General features: G+C 54.2%; 18 protein-coding genes. 11 read left to right on the top strand and 7 right to left on the bottom strand.

What is annotated here, in order from left to right:
• The first annotated feature begins 194 nt into the window (after window positions 1–194).
• The 5 genes from frdA (at window position 195) to JWF83_RS17745 (ending at window position 4,083) form a co-directional block, all read left to right on the top strand.
• On the top strand, window positions 195–1,985 hold the full coding sequence (gene frdA / locus JWF83_RS17765) for a fumarate reductase (quinol) flavoprotein subunit (protein ID WP_413651733.1): 1,791 nt from the start codon (window positions 195–197) through the stop codon (window positions 1,983–1,985).
• On the top strand, window positions 1,978–2,712 hold the full coding sequence (locus tag JWF83_RS17760; RefSeq protein ID WP_413651732.1) for a succinate dehydrogenase/fumarate reductase iron-sulfur subunit: 735 nt from the start codon (window positions 1,978–1,980) through the stop codon (window positions 2,710–2,712). The genes frdA and JWF83_RS17760 overlap by 8 nt, the downstream gene beginning before the upstream one ends.
• Window positions 2,713–2,722: 10 nt before the next feature.
• The gene (gene frdC, locus JWF83_RS17755; protein ID WP_413651731.1) at window positions 2,723–3,118 is read left to right on the top strand and encodes a fumarate reductase subunit FrdC; all 396 of its coding nucleotides are present in this window, start codon (window positions 2,723–2,725) and stop codon (window positions 3,116–3,118) included.
• Between the two features lie 10 nt (window positions 3,119–3,128).
• Complete coding sequence (gene frdD / locus JWF83_RS17750) at window positions 3,129–3,485, top strand: fumarate reductase subunit FrdD (RefSeq protein ID WP_413651730.1); 357 nt, start codon at window positions 3,129–3,131, stop codon at window positions 3,483–3,485.
• Window positions 3,486–3,558: 73 nt separating this feature from the next.
• On the top strand, window positions 3,559–4,083 hold the full coding sequence (locus JWF83_RS17745) for a lipocalin family protein (protein WP_413651729.1): 525 nt from the start codon (window positions 3,559–3,561) through the stop codon (window positions 4,081–4,083).
• Window positions 4,084–4,129: 46 nt separating this feature from the next.
• Here JWF83_RS17745 and JWF83_RS17740 read toward each other — a convergent pair whose 3' ends face one another.
• The 3 genes from JWF83_RS17740 to efp all read right to left on the bottom strand — a co-directional run bounded on the left by JWF83_RS17740 (window position 4,130) and on the right by efp (window position 5,130).
• Window positions 4,130–4,264, bottom strand: coding sequence for an entericidin A/B family lipoprotein (locus JWF83_RS17740; RefSeq protein ID WP_413651728.1), 135 nt, complete (start codon window positions 4,262–4,264; stop codon window positions 4,130–4,132).
• Between the two features lie 110 nt (window positions 4,265–4,374).
• Window positions 4,375–4,506 (bottom strand): entericidin A/B family lipoprotein, encoded by a 132-nt coding sequence (locus JWF83_RS17735; protein WP_413651727.1) that lies wholly within the window; start codon window positions 4,504–4,506, stop codon window positions 4,375–4,377.
• A gap of 57 nt (window positions 4,507–4,563) precedes the next feature.
• Complete coding sequence (efp, locus tag JWF83_RS17730; RefSeq protein WP_413651726.1) at window positions 4,564–5,130, bottom strand: elongation factor P; 567 nt, start codon at window positions 5,128–5,130, stop codon at window positions 4,564–4,566.
• A 40-nt stretch (window positions 5,131–5,170) separates the two neighbouring features.
• Between efp and epmB the strand changes: the two genes are divergently transcribed.
• Window positions 5,171–6,199 carry an EF-P beta-lysylation protein EpmB gene (gene epmB / locus JWF83_RS17725; protein WP_413651725.1) on the top strand — a complete coding sequence of 343 codons (1,029 nt, stop codon included), beginning with the start codon at window positions 5,171–5,173 and terminating at the stop codon, window positions 6,197–6,199.
• Window positions 6,200–6,278: 79 nt separating this feature from the next.
• On the opposite strand, the gene JWF83_RS17720 is transcribed toward epmB, so the two are convergent.
• From JWF83_RS17720 to JWF83_RS17705, 4 genes are all read right to left on the bottom strand, one after another.
• Complete coding sequence (locus JWF83_RS17720) at window positions 6,279–6,626, bottom strand: DUF4156 domain-containing protein (protein WP_413651724.1); 348 nt, start codon at window positions 6,624–6,626, stop codon at window positions 6,279–6,281.
• 190 nt (window positions 6,627–6,816) lie between these two features.
• On the bottom strand, window positions 6,817–8,466 hold the full coding sequence (gene groL, locus JWF83_RS17715) for a chaperonin GroEL (RefSeq protein ID WP_413651723.1): 1,650 nt from the start codon (window positions 8,464–8,466) through the stop codon (window positions 6,817–6,819).
• Between the two features lie 47 nt (window positions 8,467–8,513).
• Complete coding sequence (locus JWF83_RS17710; protein ID WP_413651828.1) at window positions 8,514–8,807, bottom strand: co-chaperone GroES; 294 nt, start codon at window positions 8,805–8,807, stop codon at window positions 8,514–8,516.
• 220 nt (window positions 8,808–9,027) lie between these two features.
• A complete protein-coding gene (locus tag JWF83_RS17705) occupies window positions 9,028–9,486 on the bottom strand; it encodes an FxsA family protein (RefSeq protein WP_413651722.1) in 459 nt (152 codons plus the stop codon).
• A gap of 344 nt (window positions 9,487–9,830) precedes the next feature.
• On the opposite strand from JWF83_RS17705, the gene aspA reads away from it, so the two are divergent.
• From aspA to dicD, 5 genes are all read left to right on the top strand, one after another.
• Window positions 9,831–11,267, top strand: coding sequence for an aspartate ammonia-lyase (gene aspA / locus JWF83_RS17700; RefSeq protein ID WP_413651721.1), 1,437 nt, complete (start codon window positions 9,831–9,833; stop codon window positions 11,265–11,267).
• A gap of 121 nt (window positions 11,268–11,388) precedes the next feature.
• A complete protein-coding gene (locus tag JWF83_RS17695) occupies window positions 11,389–12,690 on the top strand; it encodes an anaerobic C4-dicarboxylate transporter (RefSeq protein ID WP_413651720.1) in 1,302 nt (433 codons plus the stop codon).
• Between the two features lie 124 nt (window positions 12,691–12,814).
• A complete protein-coding gene (gene cutA / locus JWF83_RS17690; RefSeq protein WP_413651719.1) occupies window positions 12,815–13,138 on the top strand; it encodes a divalent cation tolerance protein CutA in 324 nt (107 codons plus the stop codon).
• A complete protein-coding gene (locus JWF83_RS17685; RefSeq protein ID WP_413651718.1) occupies window positions 13,114–14,841 on the top strand; it encodes a protein-disulfide reductase DsbD in 1,728 nt (575 codons plus the stop codon). The genes cutA and JWF83_RS17685 overlap by 25 nt, the downstream gene beginning before the upstream one ends.
• Before the next feature lie 31 nt (window positions 14,842–14,872).
• Window positions 14,873–15,451 (top strand): division control transcriptional repressor DicD, encoded by a 579-nt coding sequence (dicD, locus tag JWF83_RS17680; RefSeq protein ID WP_413651717.1) that lies wholly within the window; start codon window positions 14,873–14,875, stop codon window positions 15,449–15,451.
• Window positions 15,452–15,488: the final 37 nt, after the last annotated feature.

Below are 15,488 nucleotides of genomic sequence, written 5' to 3'. Positions count from 1 at the left end.
TCATCGGGAGCAGACAAACTTCTGTGCATTTTCCCACCCAAATAGCCGAACACATCAAATTCCCACACTATTTACCGGCTTATACTGCCTGCGTCGAAAGAAAGAGTTTCCACGCCTTAAATGGCCAATTTGTGGCGAAAAGAGCCTTTCGCTGCATACATCCGAATACATCGACCTGAAACAGGGAGGGAACCGTGCAAACCTTTAATGCCGATTTGGTGATAGTGGGCGCCGGTGGCGCCGGGCTGCGCGCAGCAATTGCCGCAGCTGAAGCAAATCCACAGATGAATATTGCACTGGTATCAAAAGTGTACCCCATGCGCAGCCATACCGTGGCTGCTGAAGGTGGCTCCGCCGCCGTCACCCAGGAATCCGACAGCTTCGACTTCCATTTTCACGATACCGTTGCCGGTGGCGACTGGTTGTGCGAACAGGATGTAGTCGACTACTTCGTCAGGCAGTGCCCGCGCGAAATGACCCAGCTGGAGCTGTGGGGTTGTCCGTGGAGCCGCAAAGCTGATGGTTCCGTCAACGTGCGCCGCTTTGGCGGTATGAAGATCGAGCGTACATGGTTTGCCGCCGATAAAACCGGCTTCCATATCCTGCACACCCTGTTTCAGACCTCGCTGAAGTACCCACAGATTAAACGCTTCGACGAACATTTTGTTCTCGACTTACTGGTCGATGACGGTCAGGCGCGCGGTCTGGTGGCGATGAATATGATGGAAGGCAGCCTGGTGCAGATCCGCGCCAATGCGGTGGTTCTGGCCACTGGCGGCGCCGGTCGCGTCTATCGCTATAACACCAATGGCAGTATCGTCACCGGTGATGGTATGGGCATGGCATTTCGTCATGGCGTACCGCTACGCGATATGGAATTTGTCCAGTATCACCCGACCGGCCTGCCGGGTTCCGGCATCCTGATGACCGAAGGCTGTCGTGGTGAAGGCGGCATTCTGGTGAACAAAGATGGCTACCGCTATCTGCAGGATTACGGCATGGGGCCGGAAACACCGCTCGGCGAACCACGCAACAAGTATATGGAGCTGGGGCCGCGCGATAAAGTTTCCCAGGCTTTCTGGCATGAATGGCGCGCCGGTCGCACCATATCAACGCCGCGTGGCGATGTGGTGTATCTCGATTTACGCCATCTGGGTGAAAAGAAACTGCTGGAACGCCTGCCGTTTATCTGCGAACTCAGCAAAGCCTATGTCGGCGTCGATCCGGTTACCGCGCCGATCCCGGTACGCCCGACTGCCCACTACACCATGGGCGGTATTGAAACCAATCAGCAATGTGAAACCCGTATTCACGGGCTGTTCGCCGTCGGCGAATGTTCCTCAGTCGGTCTGCACGGCGCCAATCGTCTCGGCTCCAACTCGCTGGCGGAACTGGTGGTATTTGGTCGTCTCGCCGGTGAACAGGCGGTTGAGCGCGCACAAAGCGCCAGCGCGGCCAACAGTACCCTGCTGGATGCGCAAGCCAACGATATCAGCCTGCGCTTGCGTGGTCTGGTCAATCAGAGTGGCAGCGAAAACTGGGCCACGCTGCGTGACGAGATGGGCACCGCAATGGAAGAGGGTTGCGGTATCTATCGCACCACCGAACTGATGCAGAAAACCGTCGATAAGCTGGCAGAGCTGAAGCAGCGTTTTCAGCGGGTGCGCATCAGCGACAGCTCCAGCGTATTTAATACCGAGCTGCTGTACAGCCTTGAACTGGCGCACGGTCTGGAAGTGGCGGAGTGTATGGCGCATTCGGCGATTAATCGTAAAGAGTCCCGTGGCGCGCATCAGCGTCTGGATGAAGGTTATACCGAGCGTGACGACGTTAACTACCTGAAGCATAGCCTGACCTTTTATAACCCTGGCGGCGCACCACGTATGGAGTATGACGCGGTGAATATCACCCGCTTACCGCCAGCGAAGCGTATGTACGGCGGGGAAGCCGACGCGGCTGATAAAAAGGAGCAGAAACATGTCTGAGATGAAAACCCTGAAAGTTAACGTACAGCGTTATAACCCGGAACAGGACCTTGTACCGCGTAACGAGATCTATCAGGTGCCGTACGATGAGCAGACTTCGCTACTGGATGCGCTGGGCTATATCAAAGATAACCTGGCCTATGACCTCGCCTGGCGCTGGTCGTGCCGGATGGCGATTTGCGGCTCCTGCGGCATGATGGTCAACCGCGTACCCAAGCTGGCCTGTAAAACCTTTTTGCGTGATTACCCCAATGGCGTCACGGTAGAACCGCTGGCGAATTTCCCGGTTGAGCGCGATCTGGTGGTCGATATGACCCACTTTATCGAAAGTCTCGAAGCGATTAAGCCATGGATTATTGGTAACGATCGCACGCCAGAACAGGGACCGAACCTGCAGACGCCGGCACAGATGGCGAAATACCATCAGTTTTCCGGCTGTATCAATTGCGGGCTGTGCTATGCCGCCTGCCCGCAGTTTGGCCTCAATCCGGAGTTTATCGGTCCGGCGGCGATTACTCTGGCGCACCGTTACAATCTCGACAACCGCGATAAAGGTAAAGCACAGCGTATGCCGCAGCTGAATGGCGAAAATGGCGTCTGGCGCTGTACTTTTGTCGGCTACTGCTCGGAAGTCTGTCCGAAGCATGTCGACCCCGCCGCCGCGATTCAGCAGGGAAAAGTGGAGAGCAGTAAAGACTTTATGATCGCTATGCTGAAGCCACAATAAGGAGACCCCGATGATCACTAAACGTAAACCCTATGTCCGCAGCATGAAGCGTGACTGGTGGCAACAGCTGGGATTTTATCGTTTCTATATGCTGCGCGAAGGCACCGCCATCCCGGCGCTGTGGTTCAGTATTGAACTGATTTTCGGTCTGTTTGCCCTGAAAAATGGCGCGGAAAGCTGGGCCGGTTTTGTCGGCTTCCTGCAGCACCCGGTGGTGTTATTGCTCAATATCATCGCGCTGCTGGCCGCGTTGCTGCACAGCAAAACCTGGTTCGACCTGGCGCCAAAGGCGGCAATTATCGTAATCAAAGATCAAAAAATGGGGCCAGCGCCGGTGGTGACGGCGCTATGGGCGGTGATGCTGCTGTTCACCGTGGCGGTTCTTGCCATTGCGCTATTTGCTTAAGGAGATGCCAGTGAAACCACAACCTCGTCGTTCTGATGAACCGATCTTTTGGGGACTGTTTGGTGCCGGTGGTATGTGGGCGGCAATTGTCACCCCGGTGCTGTTGCTGCTGATCGGTTTGCTGCTGCCGCTGGGCGCTTACCCTGGTGGCGCCCTCGACTATCCGCGTCTGCTGACATTTGCGCAGTCATGGATTGGCCGATTGTTTATTCTGTTGATGATTGTGTTGCCCGTCTGGTGTGCGCTACACCGTCTGCATCACTGTATGCACGATCTGCAACTGCATATCCCGGCAGGTAAATGGCTGTTTTACGGCCTGGCGGCCATTCTCAGCGTGGTCACGCTGATTGGGGTAGTCACCCTGTAACTGTACGTCATGCGGCCCGACAGCGGGCCGCTAATCATCTATACTTAAGCTATTCATCATAAAGGAATAGCTTATGCAACTGTGGAAAACGCTGGCTGCCGTTGCCGGCACCCTACTCTCTGTCGCCTGCAGCACCACCCCACCGAAAAATGTCACGGTTATTGAAGGCTTCGATGCCGATCGTTATCTCGGTCGCTGGTACGAAATCGCCCGTCTCGACCACCCTTTTGAGCGTGGACTGGATCAGGTTACGGCAACTTACAGCAAACGTGAGGATGGCGGCCTGAAGGTGGTCAATCGCGGCTTTAATCTGAAGAAACAGCAGTGGCAGGAGAGTGTCGGTAAAGCTTACTTTACCGGTGATACCCGGCGCGCGGCGCTGAAAGTATCGTTCTTTGGCCCGTTCTACGGCGGCTATAATGTGATTGCGCTGGATGAACACTACCAGCATGCGCTGGTTTGCGGGCCAAATCGCGACTATCTGTGGATTTTGTCACGCACACCGCAACTGGATAGCACGGCGAAACAGCAGTTGGTGGCACAAGCGCGTCAGGCAAACTTCCCGGTGGATAAGTTAATCTGGGTGGCGCAGCGCTAAGCATTACCCTGCCCGGTACGGGCGATAGCCGTACCGGTACCACAGATTACTCAGCGCTTTTTTGAATCGCTTTACCACCTGCCTGCACATCCTCGCCAACGCCACGTGTGGTATTACAGGCAGACAGCAGAGTGGAAAGGATCAGTACGGAAAAAATCGCTGCAATACTCTTCTTAAACATAACAATTTCCTTTTAGTAGAAATATAAACACAACGCTATAAGCATAGGCGGTGAATAACCACTCTGCTCACGACATGTCGTTAAAAGAAGATTTTTCAGAAGAAAGGAAATTAATCCGCTGCGCGCGAGATGGCGCCGCCCAGGTGGCGAACATCCTCGCCGAAACCATGGAAAGTATTGCAGGCGCTAAGCGCAGTGGTCATCAACAACGCGATGGCGATCAATTTAGCGAGCTTAATCATCGTCCAGTACTCACATTGAAAAAGAGAGGCGTACCAGCAGTACGCCCTTCAGCAAACTTATTTTACGCGTGACACATATTCGCCAGAACGCGTGTCAACTTTGATCACTTCGCCAATCTGCACAAACAATGGCACTTTAACCGTTGCGCCGGTAGACAGCTTCGCGGGCTTGCCGCCGGTACCTGCGGTATCACCCTTCAGACCTGGATCGGTATCAACCACTTCCAGCTCAACGAAGTTTGGCGGTAATACCTGAATCGGACGGCCATTCCACAGCGTCACGATACACTCAGCGTTGTCCAGCAGCCATTTCACCGCATCACCGACAGCTTTCTCATCAACCTGATGCTGTTCAAAGGTTTCCGGGTGCATGAAATGGAAGAATTCACCGTCGTTGTACAGGTAATTCAGGTTGGTATCTACCACGTCAGCGCCTTCAGCGGAGTCGGTAGATTTAAATGTTTTCTCAACGCGGCTACCGGTCAGCAGGCGACGCATTTTTACACGTGCAAAAGCCTGACCTTTACCAGGTTTAACAAACTCACTGGATTCGATAGCGTAAGGCTCGCCTTCGAACATGATTTTAAGACCGGGACGGAAATCGTTGCTAGAATAAGTCGCCATAAAGGCCCTCTAATATGAATACTGGTACTTAGCCAAAAAAATGGCAAACATTGTAACCCTAAATACCCCCGACAGAGAAGGTTGGTTGCAGCAACTTGCTGATGTAATCACTGAACCGAATGAATTATTGCAACTTTTAGCTCTCGATTCACATCCTGAGCTGGTTGCCGGACGTGACGCACGACGGCTTTTTGCCCTGCGCGTGCCACGCGCCTTCGTCGGGAGGATGAAAAAAGGCGATCCGCAGGATCCGCTACTACTGCAAGTTCTCACTGCGCAGCAAGAGTTTGTTAATGCGCCTGGCTACAGTACTGACCCGCTGGATGAACAGAGTAGCGTGGTACCCGGACTGCTGCATAAGTATAAAAACCGGGCGCTGCTGCTGGTGAAAGGCGGCTGTGCGGTTAACTGTCGCTACTGCTTCCGCCGCCATTTCCCCTATCAGGATAATCAGGGTAATAAGCGTAACTGGCAGACCGCTATCGACTATGTGCGTCAGCATCCGGAACTGGACGAGATCATCTTCTCCGGCGGCGACCCGCTGATGGCGAAAGATTACGAGCTGGACTGGCTGATTAGCCAGCTGGAATCGATCACGCATCTGAAGCGGCTGCGCATTCACAGCCGCCTGCCGGTGGTAATCCCGACGCGCATTACGGAAGGTCTCTGCCAGCGTCTGGCGCAATCGCGTCTGCAGGTGCTGCTGGTCACCCATATTAACCATGCGCAGGAGATTGACGACGCGCTGCGTCACGGTATGAAGATGCTGAAACGCGCGGGCGTCACGCTGCTCAATCAGAGTGTCCTGCTGCGCGGAGTGAATGACAACGCCGCCACCCTGGCGGCGCTGAGCAATGCGCTGTTTGATGCCGGCGTACTGCCCTACTATCTGCATGTGCTGGATAAAGTTCAGGGCGCAGCGCACTTCTACGTGCCCGATGACGAGGCGCGTGCCATTGTGCGTGAGTTGCTGGCGATGGTATCGGGTTATATGGTGCCGAAGCTGGCACGCGAGATTGGCGGTGAGCCGAGTAAAACGCCGCTGGATTTGCAGTTACGTCAGGAATAGCCACATCAGGCAGCCGGTATTAATGCCGTCAACCTCCCCGGAACGGGAGCCATAGATGGCTCCCGTACGCTGTTTCAGGTTACGGGCACTTATAAACCTGGCCGCTCATTTTGCTGTCCAGCGGTGCAAAGCTGGACCAGATATTCTGCGTTGGACTGGTGGCGCCGTAAATCACATTGCCGCCCATTTCAGCCGCACGGTTACGTAAATCGTTGGCTGCACCACGCAGCGAGCTACCTTCACCACCGGAACCACTCAGCCAGTTGCTCTGCGATCCCGTCACATTACCCAACAGCTGACAGCTACTTGCCGGCTGTTTATCGGTAAAAGTCACGCGCTGGCCAGCTGAATCCAGCTGTTGAGTGCTGCCACAGCCTGTCAGCAGCAGCGCCGCGACAGCGAGTCCCGGCAAGACGTTAATCCGCATTTTGTTCCCCATTTATTATCATCAGAGTCAGGCAGCAGCGTATCAGAAAACCCCGGGTTTTCTTGCACATCCCTTGCCAATTCATCCATTCAGTATCAGCCCTGCGCCATTACTTATACTATCTTCGCCTGAAAAAGAAAAACCCCCTGCCATTACTGACAGAGGGTTCCGCTGCAAAGCGAGGGGGGGATTACATCATACCGCCCATACCGCCCATGCCGCCCATACCACCACCAGCGCCACCTAAATCAGGTGCATCGGTTTTCGGCAGGTCAGTCACCATACATTCGGTGGTGATCATCAGGCCGGCAACAGAAGCCGCGTACTGCAGAGCAGAACGGGTCACTTTAGTTGGGTCAAGGATACCGAAGTCGATCATATCGCCGTACTCTTCGGTCTGGGCGTTGTAACCGTAGTTACCTTCGCCTGCTTTGACTTTGTTAGTCACTACCGATGGTTCTTCACCGGCGTTAGCCACGATCTGACGCAGTGGTGATTCCATCGCGCGCAGCGCAACTTTGATACCGACAGTCTGGTCTTCGTTCTGACCGACCAGGCCAGTCAGACGGGAAGCAACACGCACCAGCGCAACGCCACCACCAGCAACCACGCCTTCTTCAACCGCCGCACGGGTAGCGTGCAGGGCATCTTCAACGCGGGCTTTCTTCTCTTTCATTTCAACTTCAGTTGCCGCGCCCACTTTCAGTACGGCTACGCCGCCTGCCAGTTTCGCTACGCGTTCCTGCAGTTTTTCTTTGTCGTAGTCAGACGTCGCTTCTTCGATCTGCTGACGAATCTGCGTGACGCGATTAGCGATAGTGGCTTCTTCGCCGACGCCATCAATAATGATGGTGGTGTCTTTGTTGATCACTATACGTTTAGCCTGGCCCAGATCTTCCAGAACCGCTTTTTCCAGCTCCATACCGATCTCTTCAGAGATCACGGTACCACCGGTCAGGATAGCGATATCCTGCAGCATTGCTTTACGACGGTCGCCAAAGCCTGGTGCTTTAACCGCAGCCACTTTAACGATGCCACGCATGGTGTTAACCACCAGAGTAGCCAGCGCTTCGCCTTCAACATCTTCAGCGATGATCAGCAGTGGCTTACCGGCTTTAGCAACGGCTTCCAGTACTGGCAGCATTTCACGGATGTTGGAGATTTTTTTGTCAGCCAGCAGGATGAACGGGGTTTCCAGTTCAATTGAACCTGTTTCTGGCTTATTGATGAAGTACGGAGAGAGGTAGCCACGATCAAACTGCATACCTTCAACTACGTCCAGCTCGTCCTGCAGACCGGTGCCTTCTTCAACGGTGATAACGCCTTCTTTACCCACTTTTTCCATCGCCTGAGCGATCAGGGTGCCGACGGTTTCATCGGAGTTAGCAGAGATGGTACCAACCTGAGCGATAGCTTTAGAGTCGGAACAAGGAACAGACAGCGCTTTCAGCTCTTCGACCGCAGCGATAACCGCTTTGTCGATGCCGCGCTTCAGATCCATCGGATTCATACCAGCTGCAACCGCTTTCAGACCTTCGTTAACGATGGACTGTGCCAGTACGGTTGCGGTAGTGGTGCCGTCACCTGCAGCGTCGTTCGCTTTAGAGGCAACTTCTTTCACCATCTGCGCGCCCATGTTTTCGAACTTGTCTTCCAGCTCGATTTCACGCGCAACAGAAACACCATCTTTAGTGATGGACGGCGCACCAAAAGATTTATCCAGCACCACATTACGGCCTTTCGGGCCCAGGGTAACTTTTACTGCATCTGCCAGAATGTTCACACCACGCAGCATTTTTACGCGCGCGTCATTACCGAATTTTACGTCTTTAGCTGCCATTTTGAAATTTCCCTTAAATTCGTTTCGTTCAGTGAATTACGCGTAAATTACGCTTCAACAATTGCCAGAATGTCGCTTTCGGAGATGATCAGCACTTCTTCGTTGTCGATTTTTTCAGTTTTCGCGCCGTAGCCTTCGTTGAAAATGACAACATCGCCAACTTTCACGTCCAGTGGTTTCACATCTCCGCTTTCGAGGATGCGGCCATTGCCAACCGCCAGAACTTCACCGCGGGTCGATTTCGCTGCCGCAGAGCCGGTCAGAACGATGCCGCCAGCAGATTTGGATTCAACTTCTTTACGCTTAACAATTACACGATCGTGCAATGGACGAATTTTCATGTGATAGCTCTCCTTTGAGAAGTCCAATCTATTTTGGGATGAAAGCCGCGCATTTTTGCTATCGGCCTCGTGACGGAAGAGATAGGGCCAGAGTCGACCGCTTTCAAGGGCAAAAAAATAATTTTTTTTCTTTTCACACGAATAACCAACGATTGCGGCCTTTGCGCGGACAAAAAAATGGGTGGAGCAGGCTCCACCCAGGGTGTTGATCTCAGTACAGTTAGCGATCCTGACGGTCGTCATGCTCAATACGATCGACATTTTTACGTTCAAACTCGCCGTCAAAGGTCTGCCCGCTAGCCGGGCCAGCGCCGGTGCCGCGCCAGACGCGCAAATGCGGCATCAGTTTTAACGTCAGATGTTTCTGTACCGGCGGCAGCAACAGCAGCAGGCCGAGAAGATCCGTGAAGAAGCCGGGCAGCAACAGCAGGAAGCCGGCGATAATCAGCGAGACGCTTTTAATCATCTCGGCTGCCGGACTTTCACCCGCCGCCATCTTCTGCTGCATCAGCATAAAGTTTTTCACTCCCTGATTTTTCACCAGCGACACGCCGATGCAGGAGGTGAACACCACCAGCAGCATGGTGAGCAGTACGCCCAACACATGTGCGACCTGAATAAAGAGCGAAATTTCAATCCAGGCCAGCAGAAAAAACACTAATAAAGGTAACCAGCGCACAGTAATCTCCTGGCTGTAGAGGCCGCCCCGCAGCGTGCGCGACGGCAGAAAATGGCGATCTTAGCGATCCTATCCAAATAGATGGTAGCGCCCGGCGGCTTTTTCAACCTGAAATGTGGAATTTCCTCTATGGACTTATTTTTGCGCTTAAGATCACATATCGTTAACACCGCTTCGTTAGCAAAGTGCCGGAAAGTGATCTGGGTTCAGGCATTTCTAACATAACAGCATATGATCGTGCTCACTCTGCCGATAACGGATAATATGTCGGCGCGGGTTCTCCACGACGAAATAATCACTACATTTATGATTATGTAACCGGTAGCTATAACAAGAAGGTTCCCATGGTAAATAACATTCGTATCGAAGAAGACCTGTTAGGCATGCGGGAAGTTCCGGCTGACGCCTACTATGGTGTTCATACTCTGCGTGCGATTGAAAATTTCTATATCAGTAACAGCAAAATCAGCGATATCCCTGAATTTGTGCGCGGCATGGTAATGGTGAAAAAAGCAGCGGCAATGGCGAATAAGGAACTTCAGACCATTCCGCGCAATATCGCCAACACCATTATTCAGGCCTGTGATGAAGTCCTGAATAACGGCAAATGCATGGATCAGTTTCCGGTCGATGTTTACCAGGGCGGCGCCGGAACCTCCGTTAATATGAATACCAATGAGGTGCTGGCAAACATTGGCCTTGAGCTGATGGGCCATCAGAAAGGTGAGTATCAGTTCCTCAACCCAAACGACCATGTTAATAAATGTCAGTCCACCAACGATGCTTACCCTACCGGTTTTCGTATCGCGGTTTATAGCTCGATCCTGAAACTACTCGATGCCATTGCGCAGTTAGGCGAAGGCTTCGAGCGTAAAGCGGTGGAATTTGAATCGATCCTGAAAATGGGCCGTACCCAGTTGCAGGATGCCGTGCCAATGACCCTGGGCCAGGAGTTCCACGCATTTAATGTGCTGCTGAATGAAGAGATCCGAAGCATTCTGCGTACCGCTGAGCTGCTGCTGGAAGTTAACCTTGGCGCAACGGCGATCGGTACCCGTCTGAATACCCCGGAAGGCTATCAGCATCTGGCGGTACAGAAGCTGGCGGAAGTCAGTAGCCTGCCTTGCGTCCCGGCGGAAGACCTGATTGAAGCCACCTCCGACTGCGGCGCTTATGTCATGGTGCACTCGTCGCTGAAACGCCTGGCGGTGAAACTGTCGAAAATCTGTAACGACCTGCGCCTGCTCTCTTCCGGCCCGCGCTCCGGCCTGAATGAGATCAACCTGCCGGAATTGCAGGCTGGCTCATCGATCATGCCAGCCAAAGTGAACCCGGTGGTGCCGGAAGTGGTGAATCAGGTGTGCTTTAAGGTGATTGGTAACGATATTACCGTCACCATGGCGTCCGAAGCGGGTCAGTTGCAGCTGAACGTTATGGAGCCGGTGATCGGCCAGGCGATGTTTGAGTCCATCCATATCCTCACTAACGCCTGCTACAACCTGCTGGAGAAATGCGTTAACGGCATTACCGCCAATAAAGCGGTCTGTGAGGCTTACGTATTTAACTCCATCGGCATCGTAACCTATCTCAACCCGTACATTGGCCACCATAACGGCGACATCGTCGGTAAGATCTGTGCGGAAACCGGTAAGAGCGTCCGGGAAGTGGTGCTGGAGCGCGGTCTGCTGACCGAAGCGGAACTCGACGATATTTTCTCGATTCAGAACCTGATGCATCCGGCTTACAAAGCCAAACGCTATACCGATGAAAATGAACAATAAAATAATTATATTTTAGTTATTCAGAAGGCACGTCAGTTCTCCGAACGGCGTGCCTTTTTCATTACTGTAACCTACAAATCATTAACGGTTGGTTATCAATAGCCACCCTAAGGAGCACATTATGATCACAGTTGAGTTGATCATCGTTCTGTTGGCCATCTATGCCGGCGCCCGTCTGGGCGGGATTGGCATTGGATTCGCCGGCGGGCTGGGCGTACTGGCATTGACTCTTGGCTGCCAGATAAAACCCGGCGCGATTCCCTTCGACGTGATTGAAATTATTATGGGGGTGATCGCCGCGATCGCCGCGATGCAAGTGGCGGGCGGAATGGACTATCTGGTCAGTCTTGCCGAGCGCCTGCTGCGTCGCCATCCACGTTATATTACCTTTCTCGCGCCGCTAGTTACCTACCTGATGACTCTGCTGGCCGGAACCGGTCATACCGCATTTTCCACCCTGCCGGTCATTGCCGAAGTGGCAAAAGAGCAGGGGGTGCGCCCTTCGCGTCCGCTGTCGATCGCCGTGGTCGCCTCACAGATCGCCATTACCGCCTCGCCGATTTCCGCCGCGGTGGTGTTCTTTGCCGGTATTCTGGAACCGAAAGGCATCAGTTACCTGTCACTGCTGGCGGTGGCCATTCCTTCAACCATGGCGGCGATTTTTTTCGCTGCGCTGATCACCAACTTCCTCGGTAAAGAACTGAAAGATGACGAGGTGTATCAGGCACGGCTGGCGAAAGGTGAAGTGGTGCTGCGCGGCGCCAGCGTCTTTGAGGAGAAACCGGGGGCGAAACGCTCGGTGGTGCTGTTCTTACTGGGGATCGCCGCGGTGATTTTCTACGCCACCGCCATCAGCGATACCGTCGGTCTGATCAGCAATCCGCTGTTGCCGCGTAACGAAGCGATTGTGGTGTTTATGCTGACCGTGGCGACGCTGATCTGTGTGAGCTGTAAAATCGATACCAGTGAAATTCTCAGCGCCAGTACGTTTAAATCGGGTATGAGCGCCTGTATTTGCGTACTGGGTGTGGCATGGCTGGGCGACACCTTTGTTAAAGCGCATATCAGTGATATTCAGACCGTTGCCGGTCAGCTACTGCAAAGCTATCCGTGGATGCTGGCGCTGGTGCTGTTCTTCGCCTCCACCCTGCTCTATTCACAGGCGGCCACCGCCAAGGCGCTGATGCCTGCCGCCCTGATGCTCGGCGTCTCCCCGGTGACGGCGGTGGCCTCTTTTGCCGCGGTATCGGCGCTGTTTGTGCTGCCAACCTATCCGACACTGCTGGCGGCGGTAGAAATGGATGACACCGGTTCAACGCGTATTGGCAAATATGTATTTAACCACTCATTCCTGATCCCCGGCGTCATTGCGATTAGCCTGTCAGTGCTGTTTGGCTTTTTCTTTGGTCACCTTATTTTGTAACAACATCACGTCGTTCCCCCCATTCCGGGGGGAATCTCCTTTTCCGTCGCGCTATTTACATCCTGAAAAAGTCTGGGCAAACACCTCGTGATATAGTCTGCCGATATCACTGAAGGAGTCTGCTATGAGCCAGTCCACTGCCGTTGTCGTGCTGTGCACCGCCCCGGATGAAGATAGCGCCCAGGAGTTGGCCGAACAGGCGCTGGCGGCAAAACTCGCCGCCTGTGTCACCCTGCTGCCTGGCGCCACCTCACTATATTACTGGGAGGGTAAACTTGAGCAGGCGGCCGAAGTGCAGATGCTGCTGAAAAGCGATGCCGCCCATCAGCAGGCGCTGCTGGCATTACTGAAAGCCGCACATCCCTACCAGACACCGGAACTGCTGGTTTTACCGGTACCAGATGGAGAGAGTGATTACCTGTCATGGCTCAGCGCATCATTAAGTTAGTTTTTATTCTGCTGTTCGGCCTGTTCAGCGTTCACGTCAGTGCCGCGTTGTTCGGACAAACCGGCAATAGCCAGTTTGTGCCGGTGAATCAGGCCTTTGCTTTTGACTTCAGGCAACAAGGCAACCAGCTGACGCTGAGCTGGCAGGTCAAACCTGGTTACTACCTGTATCGTCAGCAGATCAGCATTGAACCCCATGCCAGCCAGCTGGCGCCATTTACGCTGCCTGGCGGTCAGGCACACGAGGATGAGTTCTACGGTAAAACCGAGATCTATCCGGATACTTTACGCTTACCGCTAACCTTACTGCAGGCCGATGGCGACGCCACGGTACGGGTGACTTATCAGGGCTGCGCCGCAGCGGGTTTCTGCTATCCGCCGGAAACCCGTGATATTCCGCTGAATAAAGTGGCGGCCAGCGCGGTATTGTCAGAGGTCCGTCACCAGGCTGGCGCCCTGCCGTCACCGGCGGCCAGCGCCCCGGTCAGCAAACTGCCGTTTTCACCGTTGTGGGCGCTGCTGATTGGCATTGGCATCGCCTTTACTCCCTGTGTGCTGCCGATGTACCCGCTGATCTCCGGGATTATTCTCGGCAGTAGTCGGCGGCTGTCATTTGCGCGTCTGCTGGCGCTGGCGCTGGTGTATGTGCAGGGGATGGCGCTGACCTACACCCTGATGGGGGTTATTGTCGCCGCCGCCGGGTTACGCTTCCAGGCGGCCCTGCAACATCCTTATGTGCTGATCGCCCTGTCGATGCTGTTTGTGCTGCTGGCGCTATCGATGTTTGGCCTGTTCAGCCTGCAACTGCCTTCCGCCCTGCAAACCCGACTGACGCTATGGAGCAATCGCCAGCAGGGCGGTTCGCTGCCCGGGGTATTGCTGATGGGCGCGCTGGCGGGGCTGATCTGCTCACCCTGCACCACCGCGCCGCTTAGCGCCATCCTGCTGTATATCGCCCAAAGCGGCAATATGCTGGCCGGCGCGGGCACGCTCTATCTGTATGCCCTCGGCATGGGGCTGCCGCTGATTGCCGTCACCCTGTTTGGCAACAAACTGCTGCCAAAAAGCGGTCCGTGGATGCAGACGGTGAAAGAAGGCTTTGGTTTCGTCATTCTGGCGTTGCCGGTATTTTTACTGGAACGGGTGGCTGGCGAACCCTGGGGGCTGCGCCTGTGGAGTCTGCTTGGCGCCGCGTTCTTTGGCTGGGCGTTTATCATCAGCCTGCGCGCGGCTAAAGGCTGGCTGCGTGCGTTGCAGTTACTGCTGCTGCTGGCGGCGCTGATCAGCGTACGTCCGCTGCAGGACTGGGCCTTTGGCATATCCCAGGCTGTCAGCAGCGCGGCACATGTTAACTTTACCCGTATCGCCAGCAGTGACGATCTGAGCCAGGCGCTACAGAATAATCCAGCTAAAGTCAGTATGCTTGATCTGTATGCCGACTGGTGTGTAGCCTGTAAAGAGTTTGAGAAATACACCTTTAGCGATCCGCAGGTGCAAAGCTTACTGGCCCCGGTTCAACTGTTACAGGCTGATGTCACGCGCAACAGTAGCAGTGACAGCGCGTTGCTGACGCGTTTACAGGTGCTGGGATTACCGACTATCCTGTTTTTTGATGCCAGCGGTAAGGAAATCCCTGATTCTCGCATTACCGGTTTTATGAATGCCGCGACCTTCTCCGCACATCTGCAGAAGGTCACGCGCTAAACGAAAGATACGCATTCAAGAGGAGCGTCACTTGCAACGTGAACAAGTACTCGAGCATGCGCTAAACGTGCTTGAGCAGAACGGACTGGCCGCCACCACATCCTTATTGATGCTGGCTGGCGATGTGGACATCTCCGAACAACAGCTACAGCGCTTCTGGCCCGATCGTGATGCCCTGCTTTACGACGCCCTGCGTTTTCATGGTCAGCAGATTGACAGCTGGCGTCGCCAGTTACTGCTGGATGAAACGCTGAACGCAGAAGATAAGTTGCTGGCGCGTTACCGGGTGCTGGAAGAGTCGGTCAAAAATGGTCGTTTCCCCGGCTGCCTGTTTATTGCCGCCTGCAGTTTTTATCCGCAGAGCGACCATCCAATTCACCAGCTGGCGGAGCAGCAGAAACGCGCCTCCTGGGAGTATACCCATCAGTTGCTGAGCGAGCTGGAGACCGATAATCCAGCGCTGGTCGCCGAACAGATGGAGTTGATTCTGGAAGGCTGTCTGAGCCGGCTGCTGGTAAAACGTCAGGTACAGGATGTTGCTACCGCCCGTCGCCTGGCGGAAGATGTGCTGCGGTTTGCCCTTTGCCGGAAAAACGGCGCATTAACCTGAGTAAGATTTGCACCAGCTGGCTGAAAATCAGGCAGTC

The organism is Pantoea sp. B65 (assembly GCF_047308185.1).
Taxonomy (GTDB): Bacteria; Pseudomonadota; Gammaproteobacteria; order Enterobacterales; family Enterobacteriaceae; genus Erwinia.
This window is presented reverse-complemented; position numbering and strand designations above follow the sequence as displayed.

Coding starts and splice junctions, on each gene's coding strand:
- frdC (WP_413651731.1), top strand. CDS start 2,723: ATGATCACTAAACGTAAACCCTATGTCCGCAGCATGAAGCGTGACTGG.
- epmB (WP_413651725.1), top strand. CDS start 5,171: ATGGCAAACATTGTAACCCTAAATACCCCCGACAGAGAAGGTTGGTTG.
- JWF83_RS17695 (WP_413651720.1), top strand. CDS start 11,389: ATGATCACAGTTGAGTTGATCATCGTTCTGTTGGCCATCTATGCCGGC.
- JWF83_RS17735 (WP_413651727.1), bottom strand. CDS start 4,506: ATGATTAAGCTCGCTAAATTGATCGCCATCGCGTTGTTGATGACCACT.
- efp (WP_413651726.1), bottom strand. CDS start 5,130: ATGGCGACTTATTCTAGCAACGATTTCCGTCCCGGTCTTAAAATCATG.
- JWF83_RS17720 (WP_413651724.1), bottom strand. CDS start 6,626: ATGCGGATTAACGTCTTGCCGGGACTCGCTGTCGCGGCGCTGCTGCTG.
- JWF83_RS17740 (WP_413651728.1), bottom strand. CDS start 4,264: ATGTTTAAGAAGAGTATTGCAGCGATTTTTTCCGTACTGATCCTTTCC.
- groL (WP_413651723.1), bottom strand. CDS start 8,466: ATGGCAGCTAAAGACGTAAAATTCGGTAATGACGCGCGCGTAAAAATG.
- JWF83_RS17760 (WP_413651732.1), top strand. CDS start 1,978: ATGTCTGAGATGAAAACCCTGAAAGTTAACGTACAGCGTTATAACCCG.
- aspA (WP_413651721.1), top strand. CDS start 9,831: ATGGTAAATAACATTCGTATCGAAGAAGACCTGTTAGGCATGCGGGAA.
- JWF83_RS17685 (WP_413651718.1), top strand. CDS start 13,114: ATGGCTCAGCGCATCATTAAGTTAGTTTTTATTCTGCTGTTCGGCCTG.
- JWF83_RS17710 (WP_413651828.1), bottom strand. CDS start 8,807: ATGAAAATTCGTCCATTGCACGATCGTGTAATTGTTAAGCGTAAAGAA.
- cutA (WP_413651719.1), top strand. CDS start 12,815: ATGAGCCAGTCCACTGCCGTTGTCGTGCTGTGCACCGCCCCGGATGAA.
- JWF83_RS17745 (WP_413651729.1), top strand. CDS start 3,559: ATGCAACTGTGGAAAACGCTGGCTGCCGTTGCCGGCACCCTACTCTCT.